General features: G+C 67.0%; 16 protein-coding genes and 1 pseudogene. 5 read left to right on the plus strand and 12 right to left on the minus strand.

The genetic code is table 11. The features are described 5' to 3' along the window. Window positions 1-6: 6 nt before the first annotated feature. Window positions 7-1,893, plus strand: coding sequence for a polysaccharide biosynthesis protein (locus ACT2FV_RS21065; RefSeq protein ID WP_444504734.1), 1,887 nt, complete (start codon window positions 7-9; stop codon window positions 1,891-1,893). Window positions 1,894-1,967: 74 nt separating this feature from the next. Here the strand turns inward: ACT2FV_RS21065 and ACT2FV_RS21070 are convergent. The 6 genes and pseudogenes from ACT2FV_RS21070 to ACT2FV_RS21095 form a co-directional block, all read right to left on the minus strand. Next, window positions 1,968-2,798, minus strand: a pseudogene (locus ACT2FV_RS21070) (ISL3 family transposase); the annotation flags it as partial. A 32-nt stretch (window positions 2,799-2,830) separates the two neighbouring features. Beyond that, window positions 2,831-3,937 (minus strand): MraY family glycosyltransferase, encoded by a 1,107-nt coding sequence (locus ACT2FV_RS21075; protein WP_226113731.1) that lies wholly within the window; start codon window positions 3,935-3,937, stop codon window positions 2,831-2,833. Window positions 3,938-3,964: 27 nt separating this feature from the next. Then, entirely contained in the window at window positions 3,965-4,987 is a 1,023-nt protein-coding gene (gene galE, locus ACT2FV_RS21080) for a UDP-glucose 4-epimerase GalE (RefSeq protein ID WP_444504735.1), read from the minus strand. 15 nt (window positions 4,988-5,002) lie between these two features. After that, on the minus strand, window positions 5,003-6,139 hold the full coding sequence (locus ACT2FV_RS21085) for a glycosyltransferase family 4 protein (RefSeq protein WP_059605568.1): 1,137 nt from the start codon (window positions 6,137-6,139) through the stop codon (window positions 5,003-5,005). 43 nt (window positions 6,140-6,182) lie between these two features. Continuing rightward, window positions 6,183-7,007, minus strand: coding sequence for a glycosyltransferase (locus ACT2FV_RS21090; protein WP_151048432.1), 825 nt, complete (start codon window positions 7,005-7,007; stop codon window positions 6,183-6,185). Then, window positions 7,004-8,260, minus strand: a complete 1,257-nt coding sequence (locus ACT2FV_RS21095) for a lipopolysaccharide biosynthesis protein (RefSeq protein ID WP_444504736.1) — start codon at window positions 8,258-8,260, stop codon at window positions 7,004-7,006. The genes ACT2FV_RS21090 and ACT2FV_RS21095 overlap by 4 nt, the downstream gene beginning before the upstream one ends. A 242-nt stretch (window positions 8,261-8,502) precedes the next feature. Between ACT2FV_RS21095 and ACT2FV_RS21100 the strand changes: the two genes are divergently transcribed. The 4 genes from ACT2FV_RS21100 to waaA all read left to right on the plus strand — a co-directional run bounded on the left by ACT2FV_RS21100 (window position 8,503) and on the right by waaA (window position 13,403). Beyond that, window positions 8,503-9,897, plus strand: coding sequence for a phosphomannomutase/phosphoglucomutase (locus ACT2FV_RS21100; RefSeq protein ID WP_151048430.1), 1,395 nt, complete (start codon window positions 8,503-8,505; stop codon window positions 9,895-9,897). 177 nt (window positions 9,898-10,074) lie between these two features. Continuing rightward, complete coding sequence (waaC, locus tag ACT2FV_RS21105) at window positions 10,075-11,070, plus strand: lipopolysaccharide heptosyltransferase I (RefSeq protein WP_059605585.1); 996 nt, start codon at window positions 10,075-10,077, stop codon at window positions 11,068-11,070. A gap of 43 nt (window positions 11,071-11,113) precedes the next feature. Next, window positions 11,114-11,998, plus strand: coding sequence for a Kdo hydroxylase family protein (locus ACT2FV_RS21110; RefSeq protein WP_444504737.1), 885 nt, complete (start codon window positions 11,114-11,116; stop codon window positions 11,996-11,998). 37 nt (window positions 11,999-12,035) lie between these two features. Then, window positions 12,036-13,403, plus strand: coding sequence for a lipid IV(A) 3-deoxy-D-manno-octulosonic acid transferase (waaA, locus tag ACT2FV_RS21115; protein ID WP_444504738.1), 1,368 nt, complete (start codon window positions 12,036-12,038; stop codon window positions 13,401-13,403). A 59-nt stretch (window positions 13,404-13,462) separates the two neighbouring features. On the opposite strand, the gene ureG is transcribed toward waaA, so the two are convergent. Genes ureG through ureA form a run of 6 tightly spaced genes read right to left on the minus strand, consistent with a single transcriptional unit; the run spans window position 13,463 to window position 17,781 of the window. Then, window positions 13,463-14,110: an urease accessory protein UreG gene (gene ureG, locus ACT2FV_RS21120; RefSeq protein WP_059605594.1), complete on the minus strand. Its 648-nt coding sequence runs from the start codon at window positions 14,108-14,110 to the stop codon at window positions 13,463-13,465. A 14-nt stretch (window positions 14,111-14,124) separates the two neighbouring features. Then, window positions 14,125-14,805, minus strand: coding sequence for an urease accessory protein UreF (locus tag ACT2FV_RS21125; RefSeq protein ID WP_444504739.1), 681 nt, complete (start codon window positions 14,803-14,805; stop codon window positions 14,125-14,127). Continuing rightward, window positions 14,792-15,406, minus strand: coding sequence for an urease accessory protein UreE (gene ureE / locus ACT2FV_RS21130; RefSeq protein ID WP_444504740.1), 615 nt, complete (start codon window positions 15,404-15,406; stop codon window positions 14,792-14,794). The genes ACT2FV_RS21125 and ureE overlap by 14 nt, the downstream gene beginning before the upstream one ends. A gap of 17 nt (window positions 15,407-15,423) precedes the next feature. Then, the gene (gene ureC / locus ACT2FV_RS21135; protein ID WP_124629646.1) at window positions 15,424-17,130 is read right to left on the minus strand and encodes an urease subunit alpha; all 1,707 of its coding nucleotides are present in this window, start codon (window positions 17,128-17,130) and stop codon (window positions 15,424-15,426) included. A gap of 28 nt (window positions 17,131-17,158) precedes the next feature. After that, the gene (locus ACT2FV_RS21140) at window positions 17,159-17,464 is read right to left on the minus strand and encodes an urease subunit beta (protein WP_059455900.1); all 306 of its coding nucleotides are present in this window, start codon (window positions 17,462-17,464) and stop codon (window positions 17,159-17,161) included. Window positions 17,465-17,478: 14 nt separating this feature from the next. Then, a complete protein-coding gene (gene ureA, locus ACT2FV_RS21145) occupies window positions 17,479-17,781 on the minus strand; it encodes an urease subunit gamma (protein WP_006048588.1) in 303 nt (100 codons plus the stop codon). Between the last annotated feature and the right edge of the window lie 70 nt (window positions 17,782-17,851).

Below are 17,851 nucleotides of genomic sequence, written 5' to 3' on the forward strand. Positions count from 1 at the left end.
CCGCCGATGTTGCGATCCAAAGCATCGTGGCTTTCGCTGAGCGCTTTCCTGTTTGATCTCACGGCGGTCACCGCCGCGTGGCTGTTCGCCTATCTCGTCCGATTCAACGGGAGTGTTCCACCTGATTTCCTCGGTGGTGCGCTAACGGCGCTTGTCTGGGTATTGCCGGTCTATGCGTTGATGTTCCATGTGTTCGGCTTGTACCGCGGGCTGTGGGTATTCGCGAGCCTCCCTGACCTTGTGCGCATCTCGAAGGCGGTGAGCGGCGGCGGCGTGATCGTGATGATCGGCGCCGTGATGTTCCAGCCGTCGCCGATCATCCCGCGCTCGGTACTGCTCGTGTCGCCATTGATGTTGTTCCTCGCGATGGGCGGCGCCCGCGCGCTGTACCGAGCAACGAAGGAGTTCTACCTGTACGGCGGGCTGGTCGGGCAGGGCAAGCCTGTGCTCGTGCTCGGCGCCGGCACGGCCGGCGCGAGCCTCGCGCGCGAACTGTCGCGTTCGGGGGAATGGCGTCTGGTGGGCCTCCTCGACGACGATCCGACCAAGCAGGGGCGCGAGATCTACGGCTACAAGGTGCTCGGCTCGTTCAACGACCTGAAGCACTGGACCGACGCGATGAAGGTCGAATACGCGATTATCGCGATTCCATCCGCGTCCGTTGAAACGCAGCGTCGCGTCGCGACGCTGTGCGTGCGTGCCGGTGTGAAGGCGATGGTGCTGCCTTCGCTGACCGCATTGATGCCGGGCCAGGGGTTCCTGTCGCAGGTGCGCAATATCGACCTCGAGGACCTTCTTGGCCGCGATGCGGTGACGATCGACACGCCGCACGTCGAGGCGCTGCTGCGCGGCCGCGTCGTGATGGTAACCGGCGCGGGCGGTTCGATCGGTTCCGAGCTGTGCCGGCAGATCCTCCGCTTCAAGCCGGCGCAACTGGTTGCGTTCGATCTCTCCGAATATGCGATGTATCGACTCGCCGAGGAATTGCGGGAACGCTTCCCCGACCAGCCGGTGATACCGATCATCGGCGACGCAAAGGATTCGCTGCTGCTCGACCAGGTGATGTCGCGCTACGCCCCGCATATCGTGTTCCATGCGGCGGCGTACAAGCACGTGCCGCTGATGGAAGAGCACAACGCATGGCAGGCGCTGCGCAACAACGTGCTGGGTACCTACCGCGTCGCGCGTTCGGCGATCCGCCACGACGTGCGCCATTTCGTACTTATCTCGACCGACAAGGCCGTCAATCCGACCAACGTGATGGGTGCGAGCAAGCGTCTCGCCGAGATGGCCTGCCAAGCGCTGCAACAGACGAGCGCGCGCACGCAGTTCGAGACGGTGCGTTTCGGCAACGTACTCGGTAGCGCAGGTAGCGTGATTCCGAAGTTCCAGCAGCAGATCGCGAAGGGCGGCCCGGTGACGGTCACCCATCCGGAGATCACGCGCTTTTTCATGACCATTCCGGAGGCGTCGCAACTCGTGCTGCAAGCGTCGAGCATGGGGCGCGGCGGCGAGATTTTCATCCTCGACATGGGTGAGCCGGTCAAGATCGTCGATCTCGCGCGCGATCTGATTCGCTTGTACGGATTCTCGGAAGGGCAGATCCGGATCGAATTCACGGGACTGCGGCCAGGCGAGAAGCTCTACGAGGAACTGCTCGCGGACGACGAGACCACCACGCGCACGCCGCATCCGAAACTACGGATCGCACGTGCGCGGGAAGTGCCGGACCATCTGCTCGACGAGTTGTTGCCGTGGCTGATGCAGCACCGCGTGCTCACCGATGACGAAGTGCGGCGCGATCTCCGGCGCTGGGTGCCTGAATATCAGACGGCTGTGGCGCCGGTGTTGCAGAGTGTGCCAAGGCGTGTGGTGTCGGGTGAATCGGCTTGATACGATCGCGCTAATCAAACCTGTGGCTTATGGAACTGTGCCGTTCAGTAAGTTGCTGAACGGCTTTTTTTGGTTCAACGCGGAATTCCGGGGAACGCGGCGCGGATCTTGAGGAAGAAGTACTCCTCGTCACGATACCGATAGGCTCGACGCTTGATGACCTTGATGGTGTTGTTGATACCTTCAACGACGCTGGTATTGAGCGGGTAGCAGCAACGGGCTACGATTCCGTGCCAGTAACCCTGCAAGCGCTCGGCGAACTTTTGCAGGGCAGCAATCCCGCTTTGCCGTGCTTGTTCGAACGATTGACTCCAAGCCTTTTCCGCCCAAGCTGGCTTTCGATAGAACCAGAGCCGCTTGAGTTCGTCGCGCAGCACGTAGACACATGACAGCGATTGATTGGCGGCCAGCAACTCCTGCAGGTGTACGGCCTGCTCAGGCTTCAAGTTGTGGCGGTTACGCAGCAACAGCCAGCGGCTGGACCTCAGAACCTTCCGGGCTGGCTTGTCATGTCGGAGTTGATTGGCCTGATCCACGCGCACCCGGTCGATTACCTCGCGACCGTATTTGGCCACGACGTGGTACAGATCGAAGACGATTTCCGCTTGCGGGCAGTATTCCTTGATATCCAGCTCATAGGCCGTGGTCATGTCGATCGCGACCGCTTCGATGCGCTCGGCAACGCCTTCAGGCAACTGTTCGAAGAAGGTTCGAGCCGTTTCGCTCGAGCGTCCAGGGCCGATCCAGAGCACCTGGCGGCTGATCGGATCGATGACCACTGTCGCATAGCGATGGCCCTTGCGAAGGGCAAATTCGTCCATCGCCAGATAGCGCACTTGCGTCCAATCGGGTTGCGCAATACTGGTTTGCAGACTCGCTTGGTCGATGGATTTGACCGTGTGCCAGCGGCCAGCAGTAACACGCTGGCCGCCACCCCTCAATGCCCGCGCTTTTCCTTCCTCACCACCATCCACCTCGGCGCCCTGAACCTGACGATGCTGATATACAGCCAAACATAGGTCAGCGCGAACAGCACCACGAACACGAACAGGTGCACCGTGTGCCGCCAGAACAGCGTTGCGGGAATCACCGCGACGAGGCACAGCAGCCACAGATACGGCGACGTCAGCGAATTCCGGCGCGTGAGGTCATGCGCATGCTTCGTCCCGACGGCCCATCGCATCAGTCGCTTGTACACGAGCATGTGCAGGTGCACGCCGTCCGGAATCCCCGGCGACATCCCGCGGATGAACTTCTTCCGGTAGATCGAGAAGCAGGTCTCGAAGATCGGATACATGAACAGCAGTACCGGGTACCACGCCGACACCTCGTGATTGCGCATCACCAGCATGATCGCGAGTTCGGCGAGCATGAAGCCGATGAAATACGCACCGCCGTCGCCGAGGAAGATCAGGCCGGCCGGGAAATTCCACAGGAAGAAGCCGAGCACGGCGCCCATCATGATGATCGACGCGGACATCACGACCGGGTCGTTGACGTGGAATGCGACGTAGGCGAGCGACGCGAACATCATGAAGCTGACCATCGACGCGAGGCCGTTGAAGCCGTCGATGATGTTGATCGCGTTGGCCAGTGCCGCGACCGCGAGCACCGTGATGAACGCCGAAATGGCCACGTAGTGGAGCAGGAAGTCGAGCGGCGGCACGCTGATGCGCGTGACCGCGATGTTCAGCAGCCAGAACGCCAGCGCGGCCGCGCCCATGGTGCACAGCAGCCGCGCGCGCGGCGACACGCGCTTGGTCAGGTCCTCGACGAGCCCGGACAGGAACGCCGGCAGCCCGCAGGCCACGATGCCGAGAATGCTGCCGGCGATCGTCGGATAGCGCCGTGTCAGGAGCAGCGCGGCAATGACGACGCCGGCGAGGATCCCGATGCCCCCGACGCGCGGCACCGGCCGCACGTGGAATTTCTGCACGCCGGCCAGGTCGCTGTCGATCGAGAATTTCTCGTGCAGATGCGCATAGCGCACGATGAACAGGGTGACGAGCAGGGAGACGATGAAGCCGGATGCGAAGCTGAGCATGGGATCGCTCGAAAAATGGACAGCGGATTATACAAAACCGCGGGGGTTCCCCTCCTGCCATTTCCAGTGGTCGGCGCACATCTCCTCGATCCCGAGCGTCGCACGCCAGCCGATCAGGTCGGCGGCGGCCTGCGGATTCGCGTAGCACTCGGCGATGTCGCCGGGGCGGCGCGCGACGAGTTCGTACGGCACCGGGCGGCCCGACGCCTTCTCGAACGCGCGCACGACCTCCAGCACGCTGTAGCCCTGGCCCGTGCCGAGGTTCACGACGAAGCTCGCATCGCGCTTCGCGAGCGCGTCGAGCGCGGCGATGTGCCCCTTCGCGAGATCGACGACGTGGATGTAGTCGCGCACGCCGGTGCCGTCCGGCGTCGGGTAGTCGGAGCCGAACACGCGCAGCTTCTCGAGCTTGCCGACCGCCACCTGCGCGACGTACGGCATCAGGTTGTTCGGGATGCCGGCCGGATCCTCGCCGATCAGCCCGCTCGCATGCGCGCCGACCGGGTTGAAGTAGCGTAGCGTCGCGATGCGCCACGACGGGTCCGATACCTCGAGATCGCGAAGGATCTGCTCGGCGATCAGCTTGGACTGGCCGTATGGGTTGGTCGCGGACAGCGGGAACGACTCGTCGATCGGCGAGCGCTCCGGCACGCCGTACACGGTTGCAGATGAACTGAACACGAATTGCTTGACATTCCGCTCGCGCATGACCTTCAGGACCGTCAGCAAGCCGCCGAGGTTGTTCTGGTAATACTCGAGTGGCTTCTCCACCGATTCGCCGACCGCCTTGAGCGCCGCGAAATGGATCGTGGCGGTGATCGGATGCGCGTCGAAGACTTTCATGAGCGCGGCTTCGTCGCACACGTCGACCTGATGGAATGCCGGTGTCTTGCCGGTGATGCGTTCGATCCGGCGCACGGATTCGGCCTTGCTGTTGACGAGGTTGTCGACGATTACGACGTCATAGCCACAGTCGAGCAGCTCGACGGTTGTGTGCGAACCGATGTAACCCGCACCGCCGGTGACGAGGATGGTGCCTTTAGCGCTCATTGCTCATGTGCTCCTTCAGAATGTGATGCCTGTCAACGTATGAATGGTACGCCTGTAGCGATCGACGACTGTCTGCTCGTCGAATTCGGCTGCAACCTTGAGTCGACCGCGTGCACCCATTGCCGTGCGTCCTTCCGGCTGCAACGCGATCATGCGGATCAGCTGCTCGGCGAGGCTCGCGCTGTCGCGCACGCGGCACAGGAAGCCCGTTTCGCCATCGGCCACGACGTCGCGGCAGCCCGGCACGTCGGTCGCGACGATCGGGCGGCCCATCGCGGACGCTTCCATCAGCGTGCGCGGCACGCCCTCGCGGTACGACGGCAGCACGACGCAGTCGGCCGCCGCGATGTGCGGGCGCACGTCGTGCGCCTCGCCGAGATACTCGACGACGCCTTCGTCGACCCACGCGTCGACGTCCGCGCGGCCGATCGCGCTCGGATTGTCGACGCCGAGCGGCCCGAGCAACTGGAAGCGCGCGTCCGGGTAGCGGGCCCGCACGACGCGCGCGGCCTCGACATATTCGCGCACGCCCTTGTCCCACAGCAGCCGGCCGATCAGGATGAAGACCGGGCCACGGCCGGCGGGCAGCGGAACCGGTGCGAACTGTTCGAGGTCGACGCCTTCGCCGTGCAGCAGGCGCGCCCGGTCGGGGTGCGCAAGCAGTTGCTCGTCGGTGAAGGTCGCGAGGTCGTCGCGGTTCAGGAACCAGACTTCACGCGGAAAGCGGAACGCGAAACGGTACAGGCGCTTCGCGACACTGGCCGCGCGGCTTTTCTGGATGAACACGTAGCCGAGGCCTGTCGTGACCGCGATCGACGGCACGCGCGCGAGCCACGCCGCGATCGACCCGTAGATGTTCGGCTTGATCGTGTAATGGAACACGAGATCGGGCTTGAGCGCGCGGTAATGGCGCACCAGCGCGGCAAGCGTGCCGAGATCCTCGCGCGGGCTCGTGCCTTTCGATGCGACGGCGAGCGCGACGTAGCGGCAGCCCATCTGCTCGAGCAGCGGCACCGTGCGGTCGTGCGGCGCGATCACGATGACCTCGGCGCCGCGCGCGACGAGCGCACGGATCAGCCCGTGGCGGTACGTGTAGATCGCCCAGGCCGTGTTGCAGACGAGCGCGATGCGCAGCGAGGAGGTAGCGGACATGAAAAAAAAGAAAAAATAAAGCGTCGAAAATGCCGGATGCGGGCTAGGCGGACGGGCGCGCCGCGAACAGCGTCCGCTTGATCCGCTGCAACGTACGGTACGGCGTCACGAAATGCAGCAGGTTCTTGGCGAGGCCGGCCCAGTCGTACGGGTTCAGAACGTTGAAGTGTCGCAGCAGCAGCGAGAGCGTCGATATCAGCTGGCGGCGGCGCTTGGTCGCGCTGATCCCGCCCTCGTTGAGCTCGTAATAGAGGCCGAGCTCGGGCAGGTTCGCGCAATCGTAGCGTTGCATTAACCGTAAAAAAAGATCGAGATCCTCGGCCGCGCGGTACTTCGCCCGATAGTTGCCGACTTCGCGCACCGCGTCGATGCGCAACATGACCGATGGATGCACGAGTGGCGAGCGCAGGAAGCGCGTGCGGCGCAGCGTGCGCGGATCGGCGGGCGGCGTCAGCATGAAGCGCGGCTCGCCGGCACGCGACACGACCTGCGTCCACATGCCGACGCAGGCCACGCGCGGATGCGCATCGAGATAGGCGCGCTCTTTGGCGAGGCGCTGCGGCGCGGCGAGGTCGCCGGCGTCGATCCGTGCGGCATAGCGGAAGCCGCGCGCCGCGAGCGCGTCGATGCCGGCCTCGAGCGCGCGCTCGATGCCGCCGTTTTGCGGCATGCGCAGCACCTCGACCACGAGGCCGGGCAGGTCGGGCGCCGCGATCGGCGGCGTGCTGCCGTCGTCGACGATCAGCACGTGCACCGGCGCGTCCTCGCGAAACGACGCGAGGGTGCGGACGACGTCGTCGTGGCCGTTGTAGGCCGGCATCAGCACGGCCACGTCGTCGAGCGGGGGCGGGCAAGCGGGAGGCGTCATGGGCGCAGCTTGAGACGAATGTAATAAAAATTAACGGCGGCGGCCGCAACATAGCCGGCCGCCAGCCCGACGAGCGCGCCGTACAGGCCGAGCCGGGGGATGGCGAACACGTTGACGAGCGCGGCGATCGCGAGCGCGAGCACCCATTTCGCCAGCAACACGAATTTTGCTTGATATTTGAGAACGATAAGATTGCCTATCGCCTCGATGCCGGCCGGCACGGACAGCCAGACGGCCCAGCGGAAGATGTCGACCGACGCCTCGTAGCCGCGGCCGAACACCTTGCCGACGATGAGCGGCGCGGCTGCGTCCAGCACCAGCGCGCCGGCCGTCATCAGGCCGGCGGTCATCGCGATCAGCCGGACGATGTTGCGGCGCAGCCGCGCGATGTCCTGCACGCGGTACACGAACGCGGGCGCGATGGTCTGCGCGAGCATCAGTGCGAGTGTGATCCAGTTCTCGTTGAGCTGCTGGGCCGCGGAATAGCGGCCGAGGTCGGCGAACGACACGTGACGCTCGAGCATCAGGCGGTCGAGCTTCAGGAACAGATACATGCAGATCAGGCCGAGCCAGAACACGGTGCCGGCGGTGGCAAAGTGCCCGAACAGCGGTTTGTCGAACGTCCAGCCGAGCGTGCCGCCGTTACGATGGCGGTAGTAGAGCAGCAGCGCGAAGCCGATCGCGGCGGCCTCCAGCGCCCACAGCCACGCGAAGCGGGCGGGGCCGGCGGCCGCGCGGACCAGCAGCCAGACGAGCAGCGCCTTCGCCAGCGCGGTGAGCATGCTGGTCACGAGCTGCGGCTTGCTGTAGGTCATGCTCTGCAGCCACGCGTTGATCACGCCGACGAACGGCTCGCGGAACACCATCGTGACCGCGAGGCCCGCGAGCATCGCGCCGACGAGCGGGTCGAACGCGCCGGCGCCGATCGCGATCCAGGTCGCGACGAGCGCTGCGGCGGACACGCCGATGCGCAGCGCGAATGCGCTGCCGAGCACCGCGCCGAGTTGTGCGGGCGGTCGGTGGACGATGGTCGGAACCAGGATTTCGGCGCCGCACACCCAGGTGAGCGGTGCCAGTACGAGGAGAAGCGTATTCGCATACTGCCATTTGCCGAACACGTCCGGCCCGAAATAACGGGCCAGAAGACCGCTGATCGCGATCGCGACGCCGATCTGCGTGAGCCGCTCGAGCCCCAGCCAGACGAGATTCGCGACGGCCTTCGCGACGTCCGGGTTGCCGAATCGCTTCAGCATGCGGGGCAGCCGCGCGCGCGCGAGGCGGCCGGCAGGGCGCCCGGGGGCGGCAGGGTGGCGGCGGCGGAACGGCTAGGCATTAAAATGGACGGAATCCGCGTCATCAAAACCCGCGATTATAAGTTGGATCGGGGCCGCTCCAGCCGTCCCGTTCCTTGCAGCGCCGGGCCCGCATGTATGATGCCGGGCATGCGCGAAAGGCGGCCAGATTATTTTCCATGCACGCAACCGAGAGAGAATCGATGATCTCCCAATCCATCTTCAAGGCATATGACATTCGCGGTGTGGTCGGCAAGACGCTCGACGCCGACACGGCGCGCGGGATCGGCCGGGCATTCGGCAGCGAAGTGCGCGCACAGGGCGGCGACGCGGTCGTCGTCGCGCGCGACGGCCGCCTGTCGGGGCCCGAGCTCGTCGGCGCACTTGCCGATGGCCTGCGTGCGGCGGGCGTCGACGTCGTCGACGTCGGCATGGTGCCCACGCCGGTCGGCTATTTCGCGGCGAGCGTGCCGCTTCCGCTGAAGGGCGGCGAGCGTCGCGTCGATTCGTGCATCGTCGTCACGGGCAGCCACAACCCGCCGGACTACAACGGCTTCAAGATGGTGCTGCGCGGCGCGGCGATCTACGGCGAGCAGATCCAGGCGCTGTACCGTCGCATCGTCGACGAGCGCTATGAGACGGGCAGCGGCTCGTACGAGGCATTCGACGTCGCCGACCAGTACATCGAGCGCATCGTCGGCGACGTGAAGCTCGCGCGCCCGCTGAAGCTCGTGGTCGACGCCGGCAACGGCGTCGCGGGCCCGCTCGCGACGCGCCTGTTCAAGGCGCTCGGCTGCACGCTCGTCGAGCGTTTCACCGACATCGACGGCACGTTCCCGAACCACCATCCCGATCCCGCGCACCCGGAAAACCTGCAGGACGTGATCCAGGCGCTGAAGGACACCGACGCCGAGCTCGGCTTCGCGTTCGACGGCGACGGCGACCGCCTCGGCGTCGTCACGAAGGACGGCCAGATCATCTTCCCGGACCGCCAGCTGATGCTGTTCGCGGAGGAAGTGCTGTCGCGCAACCCGGGCGCGCAGATCATCTACGACGTGAAGTGCACGCGCCATCTCGCGCAGTGGGTGAAGGCGAAGGGCGGCGAGCCGCTGATGTGGAAGACGGGCCATTCGCTGGTCAAGGCGAAGCTGCGCGAGACGGGCGCACCGCTCGCGGGCGAGATGAGCGGCCACGTGTTCTTCAAGGATCGCTGGTACGGCTTCGATGACGGTCTCTACACGGGCGCGCGCCTGCTCGAGATCCTCGCGAAGACGGCCGATCCGAGCGCGGTGCTCAATGCGCTGCCGGACGCGATGAGCACGCCGGAGCTGCAGCTCTGGCTCGACGAAGGCGAGAACTTCCGCCTGATCGAGAAGCTGCAGAAGGAAGCGAAGTTCGACGGCGCCGACGAAGTCGTGACGATCGACGGGCTGCGTGTCGAGTACCCGGACGGCTTCGGCCTCGCGCGTTCGTCGAACACGACGCCGGTCGTCGTGATGCGTTTCGAATCGGAGACGCAGGAAGGGCTCGCGCGCATCCAGGCGGACTTCCGCCGCGTGCTGACGGCCGCGAAGCCGGACGTCAAGCTGCCGTTCTGAGCCTGGGCGGCCTGCGGGCCGCCGCCGGCGCGACGATGGTCGAAGGATCGTCGCGCCATTCCCGAAAAGCGGCGCACGCCGACGGCGTGCGGCCGCTTTTTGCCTGTGTGGTCCCCCGGGCGCGATAAAATCGCGTCTTTATGCCTGTCGCCGGCCGTCCGCCGGCGTTTTTTCAGCGTGCAAAAGATTCTGATCGTGCGCGTGTCGTCGCTGGGCGACGTCGTGCACAACATGCCCGTGATCGCCGATATCCGGCGCCGCCACCCCGACGCGCAGATCGACTGGCTCGTCGAGGAGAGCTTCGTCGACCTCGTGCGGCTCGTCGACGGTGTGCGCGACGTGCTGCCGTTCTCGCTGCGCCGCTGGCGCAAGAAGCCGCTCTCGGGTGCGACGTGGCGCGAGATCCGCGCGTTTCGCAAGCGCCTCGCGGCCGAGCAGTACGACCTCGTGATCGACTGCCAGGGTCTCATCAAGACGGCCTGGGTCGCGAGCTGGGCGCGCGGCCCGCTCGCGGGCCTCGGCAACCGCACCGACGGCGCGGGCTACGAATGGCCGGTGCGCTTCTTTTATCGCAAGCGCGTGCCGATCGCACCGCGCACGCACGTGGTCGAACGTTCGCGCCAGCTGGTCGCGGCCGCGCTGGGCGACCCGGCGCCGACGCCGGCCGATCCGGTCGACTTCGGCCTCGATACGCGTGCGGCGGCGCTCGCGGTCGCGGCGCTCGGCCTGAACCTGCCGGTGCCGTACGTGGTGTTCGTGCATGCGACGTCGCGCGCCGACAAGCAGTGGCCGGACGCCGCCTGGATCGAGCTCGGCCAGGCGCTCGTGCGGCGCGGCGCGTCGCTCGTGCTGCCGTGGGGCAACGACGCGGAGCGCGCGACCAGCGAGCGGCTCGCGAAGGAGTTCGGCGCGGCGGCGATCGTGCCGCCGAAACTGTCGCTGCCGGCCGTCGTCGGCCTGATCGACGGCGCAGCCGCGACGGTCGGGGTTGATACAGGTCTGGTTCACATCGCGGCCGCGCTGAAGCGTCCGACGGTCGAACTGTACAATTTCGCGACGGCCTGGCGCACCGGCGGTTACTGGTCGCCGAACGTCGTCAATCTCGGCACGGCGGGGCAGCCGCCGTCGATCTCGCAGGTGAAGGCGGTGCTCGCGGGCTTCGGTCTGCTGTGATGCCCGTCATGCCTGCCCTGCCCGTCACGCACGCGAACCGATCATGAGCGAATCCCAGATCATCGTAGTCCCGTCCGCCGACTGGAGCGGACACAACCTGTCGGCGCCGCGCGAGCAACTGCTCGCCGCGGTCGAGGAAGGCAAGGTGCTGTATTTCCCGCACCTGCGCTTCGCGATCGAAGGCGGCGAGGAAGCGCTGCTCGATCCGGCGCTCGCCGATCCCAAACGCAAGAACATCAGCCTCGCGCCGAACGGCGGTGCGCTCGCCGGCGTGCTCGGCGACAGCGTCACGCAGTCGGCCGTACGCGCGCTGGTCGCGCGCTTCCAGCAGCAGGCTGGCACGCTCGTCGACGGCCTCTTTCCCGAATATCGCGGCAAGCTGCGCGTCGCGCCGACGAGCCTGCGGCTGATGCAGGTCGAGACGCGCCAGACGTCGTGGCGCAAGGACGACAGCCGGCTGCACGTCGACGCGTTCCCGTCGCGGCCGAACTACGGCGAGCGGATCCTGCGCGTGTTCACGAACGTGAACCCGGCCGGCCAGCCGCGCGTATGGCGCGTCGGCGAGCCGTTCGAGGACGTCGCGAAGCGCTTCCTGCCGAAGATCCGGCCGCAGTTCCCGGGTTCGGCGTGGCTGCTGAACCTGCTGCACGTGACGAAGTCGCCGCGCAGCGCGTACGACCACCTGATGCTGAACCTGCACGACAGCATGAAGGCCGATCTCGACTACCAGAAGACCTGCCCGCAGCAGACGATGCCGTTTCCGCCGGGCAGCGTGTGGATATGTTTCTCGGATCAGACTTCGCACGCTGTGATGTCCGGCCAGTTCATGCTCGAGCAGACCTTCTTCCTGCCGGTCGACGCGATGGTGCGTCGCGAATGCGCGCCGCTCGGGATTCTCGAGCGCCTGCAGGGCAGGGCGCTGGTTTGAGCGCGCACCGCATCCTCCGCGGTGACGGAGTCCGCTCATGCTGAGGGCGATCTATCGCGCGCTGTGGTGGCTCGTCGCACCGATCGCGGTCATCCGGCTCTGCGTGCGCTCGCGCAAGGAGCGCGGCTATCGCGAGCACATCGGCGAGCGCTTCGGCCACGTCGCCGGCCGTTCACCGGACGATCGCGCGCCGCTGATCTGGGTGCATGCGGTGTCGGTCGGCGAGACGCGCGCCGCGCAGCCGCTGATCGACGCGCTGATGCGCGCACGTCCCGACGCGCGCATCCTGCTCACGCACATGACGCCGAGCGGCCGCGCGACCGGCGAGCAGATCTTCGGCGACCGCGTGCTGCGCTGCTACCTGCCGTACGACATGCCGGGCGCGGTGCGGCGCTTCCTGCGCGCATGGCGGCCGACGCTCGGCCTCGTGATGGAAACCGAGGTGTGGCCGACGCTGATCGACGAGTGCCGCCGCGCGGACGTGCCGCTCGTGCTGACCAACGCGCGGATGTCCGCGCGCTCGCATCGGCGCGCGGCGAAGTTCGGCGCGGCGACGCGCGACGTGTTCGGCGGTTTCTCGCGCGTGCTCGCGCAGAGCCCGGCCGACGCGGAGCGGCTGACGTCGCTCGGCGCGCGTAACGTGACGGTGCTGGGCAACCTTAAGTTCGACATGACGACGCCGCCGGAGCTGGCGGCGCGCGGCCACGCATGGCGCGACGCGATCGGCACGCGGCCCGTGTGGGTCGCAGCAAGCACGCGCGAGAACGAAGAGGCGCTGGTGCTGCAGGCATTCGCGGCGATGAAGACGCCCGGTGCGCTGCTGATTCTCGTGCCGCGTCATCCGCAGCGTTTCGCCGAAGTCGAGGCGCTCGTCGCGCGCAACGGATTCAAGTGCGTGCGGCGTTCAGCGTGGGGCGCGGACGCGGCGGCGCGCGCGGCCGGCCGGCCCGCCGCGGCCGAACCGCTGCCGGCCGACGTGACGGTGCTGCTCGGCGATTCGATGGGTGAACTCGGCGCGTACTACGCGGCCAGCGACGTCGCGTTCATCGGCGGCAGCCTGCTGCCGCTCGGCGGGCAGAATCTCATCGAGGCGTGTGCGGTCGGCGTGCCGGTGCTGATCGGCCCGCACGTGTTCAACTTCACGCAGGCGACCGCCGATGCGGTCGCGGCCGGCGCGGCGATGCAGGTCGCGGATCCGCTCGATCTCGCGCATGTGCTCGACGCGCTGTTCGCCGATCACGCGCGCCGTATCGCGATGGGCGCGGCCGGTGCCGCGTTCGCGTCGCGTCATCGCGGCGCGACCGCGCGCTCGGTCGACGTGCTCGCGGCGTTGCTGCCGCCGGTCGAGCGCGGCAGCGGCGCGATGCCCGGCGCAACGGACGCGTCGGAAGCATCCGGCGACTGAGCGGGCGGCGCAAGGCCGCCCCGGGCAGACGAGGCGGCAGCGGGCCGCCGCGCCGCCGTTTACACCGTCAACAATCCCTTCTTCTCGATGAACGCGACGACGTCGGCGAGGCCTTCGAGCGCCTTCAGGTTCGTCATCACGTAAGGTCGCTCGCCACGCATCTTCTTCGTGTCCGAGGCCATCACGTCGAGGTTCGCCCCGACGAGCGGCGCGAGATCGGTCTTGTTGATCACGAGCAGGTCGGATTTCGTGATGCCGGGGCCGCCCTTGCGCGGAATTTTCTCGCCGCCGGCGACGTCGATCACGTAGATCGTCAGGTCCGACAATTCGGGGCTGAACGTCGCCGCGAGATTGTCGCCGCCCGACTCGATGAACACGATGTCGGCGTCCGGAAAGCGCGACAGCATCCGGTCGACGGCCTCGAGGTTGATCGACGCATCCTCGCGGATCGCCGTGTGCGGGCAGCCGCCCGTCTCGACGCCCATGATGCGTTCCTCGGGCAGCGCGCCCGCGACCGTCAGCAGGCGCTGGTCTTCCTTCGTATAGATGTCGTTCGTGATCGCGACGAGGTCGTAGCGCTCGCGCATCGCCTTGCACAGCATTTCGAGCAGTGTGGTCTTGCCGGAGCCGACGGGGCCGCCGATGCCGACGCGCAGCGGCGGCAGTTTCTTCGTGCGGCGGGCGGAGGAGGGAGCGGGTGCGTTCATGGTGTGGGTCGGGTTCAGGAGCGGAACAACCGCGAGTACTGGGCTTCGTGCCGCGCGGACAGGATGCCGAGCTGCGGCGCGAACGTGTTGATGGCGTCGGGTGGTGTCGCAAGCGCGCGGCGTACGGCCGCGTCGATCGCGCCGCGCAGCGCGACGATGATGCGCTGGCCCGCGAGCTGGCCGAGCGGCACGGCCTTCAGCGCGGCCGACGTCTGGTTCTCGACCCAGCCGAATGCGTACGCGGCGAGCGTGGCGTCGGCACCGGCGTCGTGAGCGGCGGCCGCGTAGGCGAATGCGGTCGGCAGTGCGACCGGCGACAGCGACGCGAGCGTCGCGCGGCGCGAGGCATCGCCCCATTCGAGCGATGCGCAAAGCTGCACGAGCGACCAGCCCATCTGCTCGGTCTCGCGGCGTAATTCCGCCGATTCGCGGCTCGCGACGAACCATGCGTTTTCGCGAGCGAGCGCGTCCGCGTCGTGCGCCTGCCAGCGCGCGAGCTGGTGCGCGAGGAACGGCAGCTCGCCGTGCGCGAGCACGTCGGTCAGCCCGCTGGCGATCCAGTCGCGCGCGGTGTCGGCATCGCGGATCAGGTTCGCGTCGAGCGCGGCTTCGAGTCCCTGCGAATAGCTGTACGCACCGATCGGCAGCGCGGGCGACGCGAGATGCAGCAGCGCGACGAGTTCAGTGGTGGTCATGACCGTGGTGGCCGTGCGAGCAGCCCGGACCATGCTGGTGATCGTGATCGTGATCGTGATCGTGATCGTGGTCGTGCGAGTGGCCGTGGTGTTCGCCGAATACCTGCTGCGCGAGCGCGTAATCCTCGGCGAACGTGGCATCGTGCCCGTGCTTGTGGCCGCCGCCGTACGCACCGGCTTCCGGCTGGAACGGTGCGCTCGCTTCGTCGACCTGCGTGCCGAGCCGGCGCAGCATGTCGGCAAGCACCGGATCGGCTTCGAGCTTCAGATAGCCGTCGCCGATCTCGACCGGCGTGTGACGATTGCCGAGGTGATACGCGGCGCGCATCAGCGTGAGCGGGTCGGCCGCGCGCACGAGCAGCACGGTCTCGGGCGCTGCGGCGATTCGCACGAGCGCGCCGTCGTCGGCGACGAGCACGTCGCCGTCGCGCAGCACGGTGCCGCGCGGCAGCAGGACCGCGACGTCCTCGCCCGTGTCGAGCGTCGCCGCGAGGCGGCTCTTGCAGCGGGCGTCATAGGCGAGCGTGAGCGTCGGCGCACGCGCGACGAGCGACGCGGCGAGCTTCACGTTCGGGGCAATGCGTTTGTCGAGGGTGCGCATGGAGCGAAAACCGGAAATCAGAACAGGAAATAGCGCTGCGCCATCGGCAGCACCGACGCCGGCTCGCAGGTGAGCAGCTGGCCGTCGGCGATCACGTCGTAGGTTTCGGGATCGACGCTGATCGACGGACGCCACGCGTTGTGGATCATGTCGGCCTTCGTCACGTTGCGGCAGTTGCGCACCGGCACGATGCGCTTCGCGAGTCCGTAGCGTTCGGCGATGCCGGCATCGGCGGCCATCTGCGACACGAAGGTCAGCGACGTGCGCGCGAGTGCGCCGCCACGCGTCGCGAACATCTCGCGATAATGGACGGGCTGCGGCGTCGGGATCGACGCGTTCGGGTCGCCCATCTGCGCGACCGCGATCATCCCGCCCTTCAGGATCATCGACGGCTTGATCCCGAAGAACGCCGGCTCCCACAGCACGAGGTCGGCCCACTTGCCGGGCTCGATCGAACCGACTTCATGCGCGATCCCGTGCGTGATCGCCGGGTTGATCGTGTATTTCGCGACGTAGCGCTTCGCGCGGAAGTTGTCGTTGCGCGCGTTGTCTTCCGGTAGCGCGCCGCGCTGCACCTTCATCTTGTGCGCGGTCTGCCAGGTGCGGATGATCACTTCGCCGACGCGGCCCATCGCCTGCGAATCGGACGACAGCATCGACAGCGCGCCGAGATCGTGCAGGATGTCCTCGGCCGCGATCGTCTCGCGGCGGATCCGCGATTCCGCGAACGCGAGATCCTCGGCAATCGACGGATCGAGGTGATGGCACACCATCAGCATATCGAGATGCTCGTCGAGCGTGTTGATCGTGTACGGGCGCGTCGGGTTGGTCGACGACGGCAGCACGTTCGCCTCGCCGCACACCTTCAGGATGTCGGGCGCATGGCCGCCGCCCGCGCCTTCGGTGTGATACGTGTGGATCGTGCGGCCCTTGAACGCGGCGACCGTCGATTCGACGAAGCCGGCTTCGTTCAGCGTGTCGGTGTGGATCGCGACCTGCGTGTCGGTGTCATCGGCGACGGAAAGGCAGTTGTCGATCGCGGCGGGTGTCGTGCCCCAGTCCTCGTGCAACTTCAGCCCGATCGCGCCGGCTGCGATCTGTTCGACGAGCGGCTGCGGCAGGCTCGCGTTGCCCTTGCCGAGAAAGCCGAGGTTGATCGGCCAGCCGTCGGCGGCCTGCAGCATCCGCTCCATGTGCCACGGGCCCGGCGTGCAGGTCGTCGCATTGGTGCCGGTGGCCGGCCCCGTGCCGCCGCCGAGCATCGTCGTGACACCCGACGCGAGCGCCTCGTCGATCTGCTGCGGGCTGATGAAGTGGATGTGCGTGTCGATGCCGCCCGCGGTCACGATCAGCCCTTCGCCGGCGATCACTTCGGTCGCGGCGCCAATGGCGATCGTCACGCCCGGCTGGATGTCCGGATTGCCGGCCTTGCCGATCGCCGCGATGCGGCCGTGCTTGATCGCGATGTCGGCCTTCACGATGCCCCAATGATCGAGGATCACCGCGTTCGTGATGACCGTGTCGGGCACGTCGGCGGCCACGCGCTGCGACTGGCCCATGCCGTCGCGGATCACCTTCCCGCCGCCGAATTTCACTTCCTCGCCGTAGGTCGTGAAGTCGCGTTCGATCTCGATCAGCAGTTCGGTATCGGCGAGCCGCACGCGGTCGCCCGTCGTCGGCCCGAACATTTCCGCGTATGCGCGGCGGCTCAAGCGTAATGTCATGTGCTGTTCCTGAAGAGCGGGGCGCGGCTTACAGCGGCCCCATCACCTTGCCCTGAAAACCGTAGACGGCGCGTTCGCCGGCCAGCTCGACCAGCTCGACGGTGCGCGTCTGGCCCGGCTCGAAGCGCACGGCCGTGCCGGCCGCGATGTTGAGCCGGAAGCCGCGCGCGGCCGCGCGGTCGAACGACAGCGCGTCGTTGACTTCGAAGAAGTGGTAATGCGAGCCGACCTGCACAGGGCGGTCGCCGGTGTTCGCGACGACGAGCGAGCGCGTCGCACGGCCTGCATTCAGTTCGTGCTCGCCGTCGTCGGTGAGGATTTCGCCGGGGATCATGCGTGCTACCTCGGTCACGGAATCGGGTGGTGGACGGTGACGAGCTTGGTGCCGTCGGGGAAGGTCGCCTCGACCTGGATGTCGGGGATCATCTCGGGCACGCCTTCCATCACGTCGTCGCGCGTGAGCAGCGTCGTGCCGTAGTGCATCACCTCGGCGACGGTCTTGCCGTCGCGCGCGGCTTCCATCAACGCGGCGGTGATGAACGCGACCGCTTCCGGGTAGTTGAGCTTCAGCCCGCGCGCGCGGCGGCGCTCGGCCAGCAGCGCCGCCGTGAAGATCAGCAGCTTGTCCTTTTCTCGGGGAGTCAGTTTCATGAAGGCAATCGTTCAGGAAAACGTAATTTTTATCGGTGCGCGGGGTTCCGGCCGGGGCGCGGGCCATCGT

Source organism: Burkholderia sp. PR2 (assembly GCF_052372875.1).
Taxonomy (GTDB): domain Bacteria; phylum Pseudomonadota; class Gammaproteobacteria; order Burkholderiales; family Burkholderiaceae; genus Burkholderia; species Burkholderia diffusa.

Excerpts from the sequence above, each read along its gene's own strand:
- ACT2FV_RS21095 (WP_444504736.1), bottom strand. The coding sequence starts at position 8,260 with ATGCTGAAGCGATTCGGCAACCCGGACGTCGCGAAGGCCGTCGCGAAT.
- ACT2FV_RS21125 (WP_444504739.1), bottom strand. The coding sequence starts at position 14,805 with ATGACCACCACTGAACTCGTCGCGCTGCTGCATCTCGCGTCGCCCGCG.
- waaA (WP_444504738.1), top strand. The coding sequence starts at position 12,036 with ATGCTGAGGGCGATCTATCGCGCGCTGTGGTGGCTCGTCGCACCGATC.
- galE (WP_444504735.1), bottom strand. The coding sequence starts at position 4,987 with ATGAGCGCTAAAGGCACCATCCTCGTCACCGGCGGTGCGGGTTACATC.
- ACT2FV_RS21075 (WP_226113731.1), bottom strand. The coding sequence starts at position 3,937 with ATGCTCAGCTTCGCATCCGGCTTCATCGTCTCCCTGCTCGTCACCCTG.
- ACT2FV_RS21085 (WP_059605568.1), bottom strand. The coding sequence starts at position 6,139 with ATGTCCGCTACCTCCTCGCTGCGCATCGCGCTCGTCTGCAACACGGCC.
- ACT2FV_RS21065 (WP_444504734.1), top strand. The coding sequence starts at position 7 with ATGTTGCGATCCAAAGCATCGTGGCTTTCGCTGAGCGCTTTCCTGTTT.
- ACT2FV_RS21140 (WP_059455900.1), bottom strand. The coding sequence starts at position 17,464 with ATGATCCCCGGCGAAATCCTCACCGACGACGGCGAGCACGAACTGAAT.
- ureE (WP_444504740.1), bottom strand. The coding sequence starts at position 15,406 with ATGCGCACCCTCGACAAACGCATTGCCCCGAACGTGAAGCTCGCCGCG.
- ACT2FV_RS21090 (WP_151048432.1), bottom strand. The coding sequence starts at position 7,007 with ATGACGCCTCCCGCTTGCCCGCCCCCGCTCGACGACGTGGCCGTGCTG.
- ACT2FV_RS21110 (WP_444504737.1), top strand. The coding sequence starts at position 11,114 with ATGAGCGAATCCCAGATCATCGTAGTCCCGTCCGCCGACTGGAGCGGA.
- ureC (WP_124629646.1), bottom strand. The coding sequence starts at position 17,130 with ATGACATTACGCTTGAGCCGCCGCGCATACGCGGAAATGTTCGGGCCG.
- ureG (WP_059605594.1), bottom strand. The coding sequence starts at position 14,110 with ATGAACGCACCCGCTCCCTCCTCCGCCCGCCGCACGAAGAAACTGCCG.
- ureA (WP_006048588.1), bottom strand. The coding sequence starts at position 17,781 with ATGAAACTGACTCCCCGAGAAAAGGACAAGCTGCTGATCTTCACGGCG.
- ACT2FV_RS21100 (WP_151048430.1), top strand. The coding sequence starts at position 8,503 with ATGATCTCCCAATCCATCTTCAAGGCATATGACATTCGCGGTGTGGTC.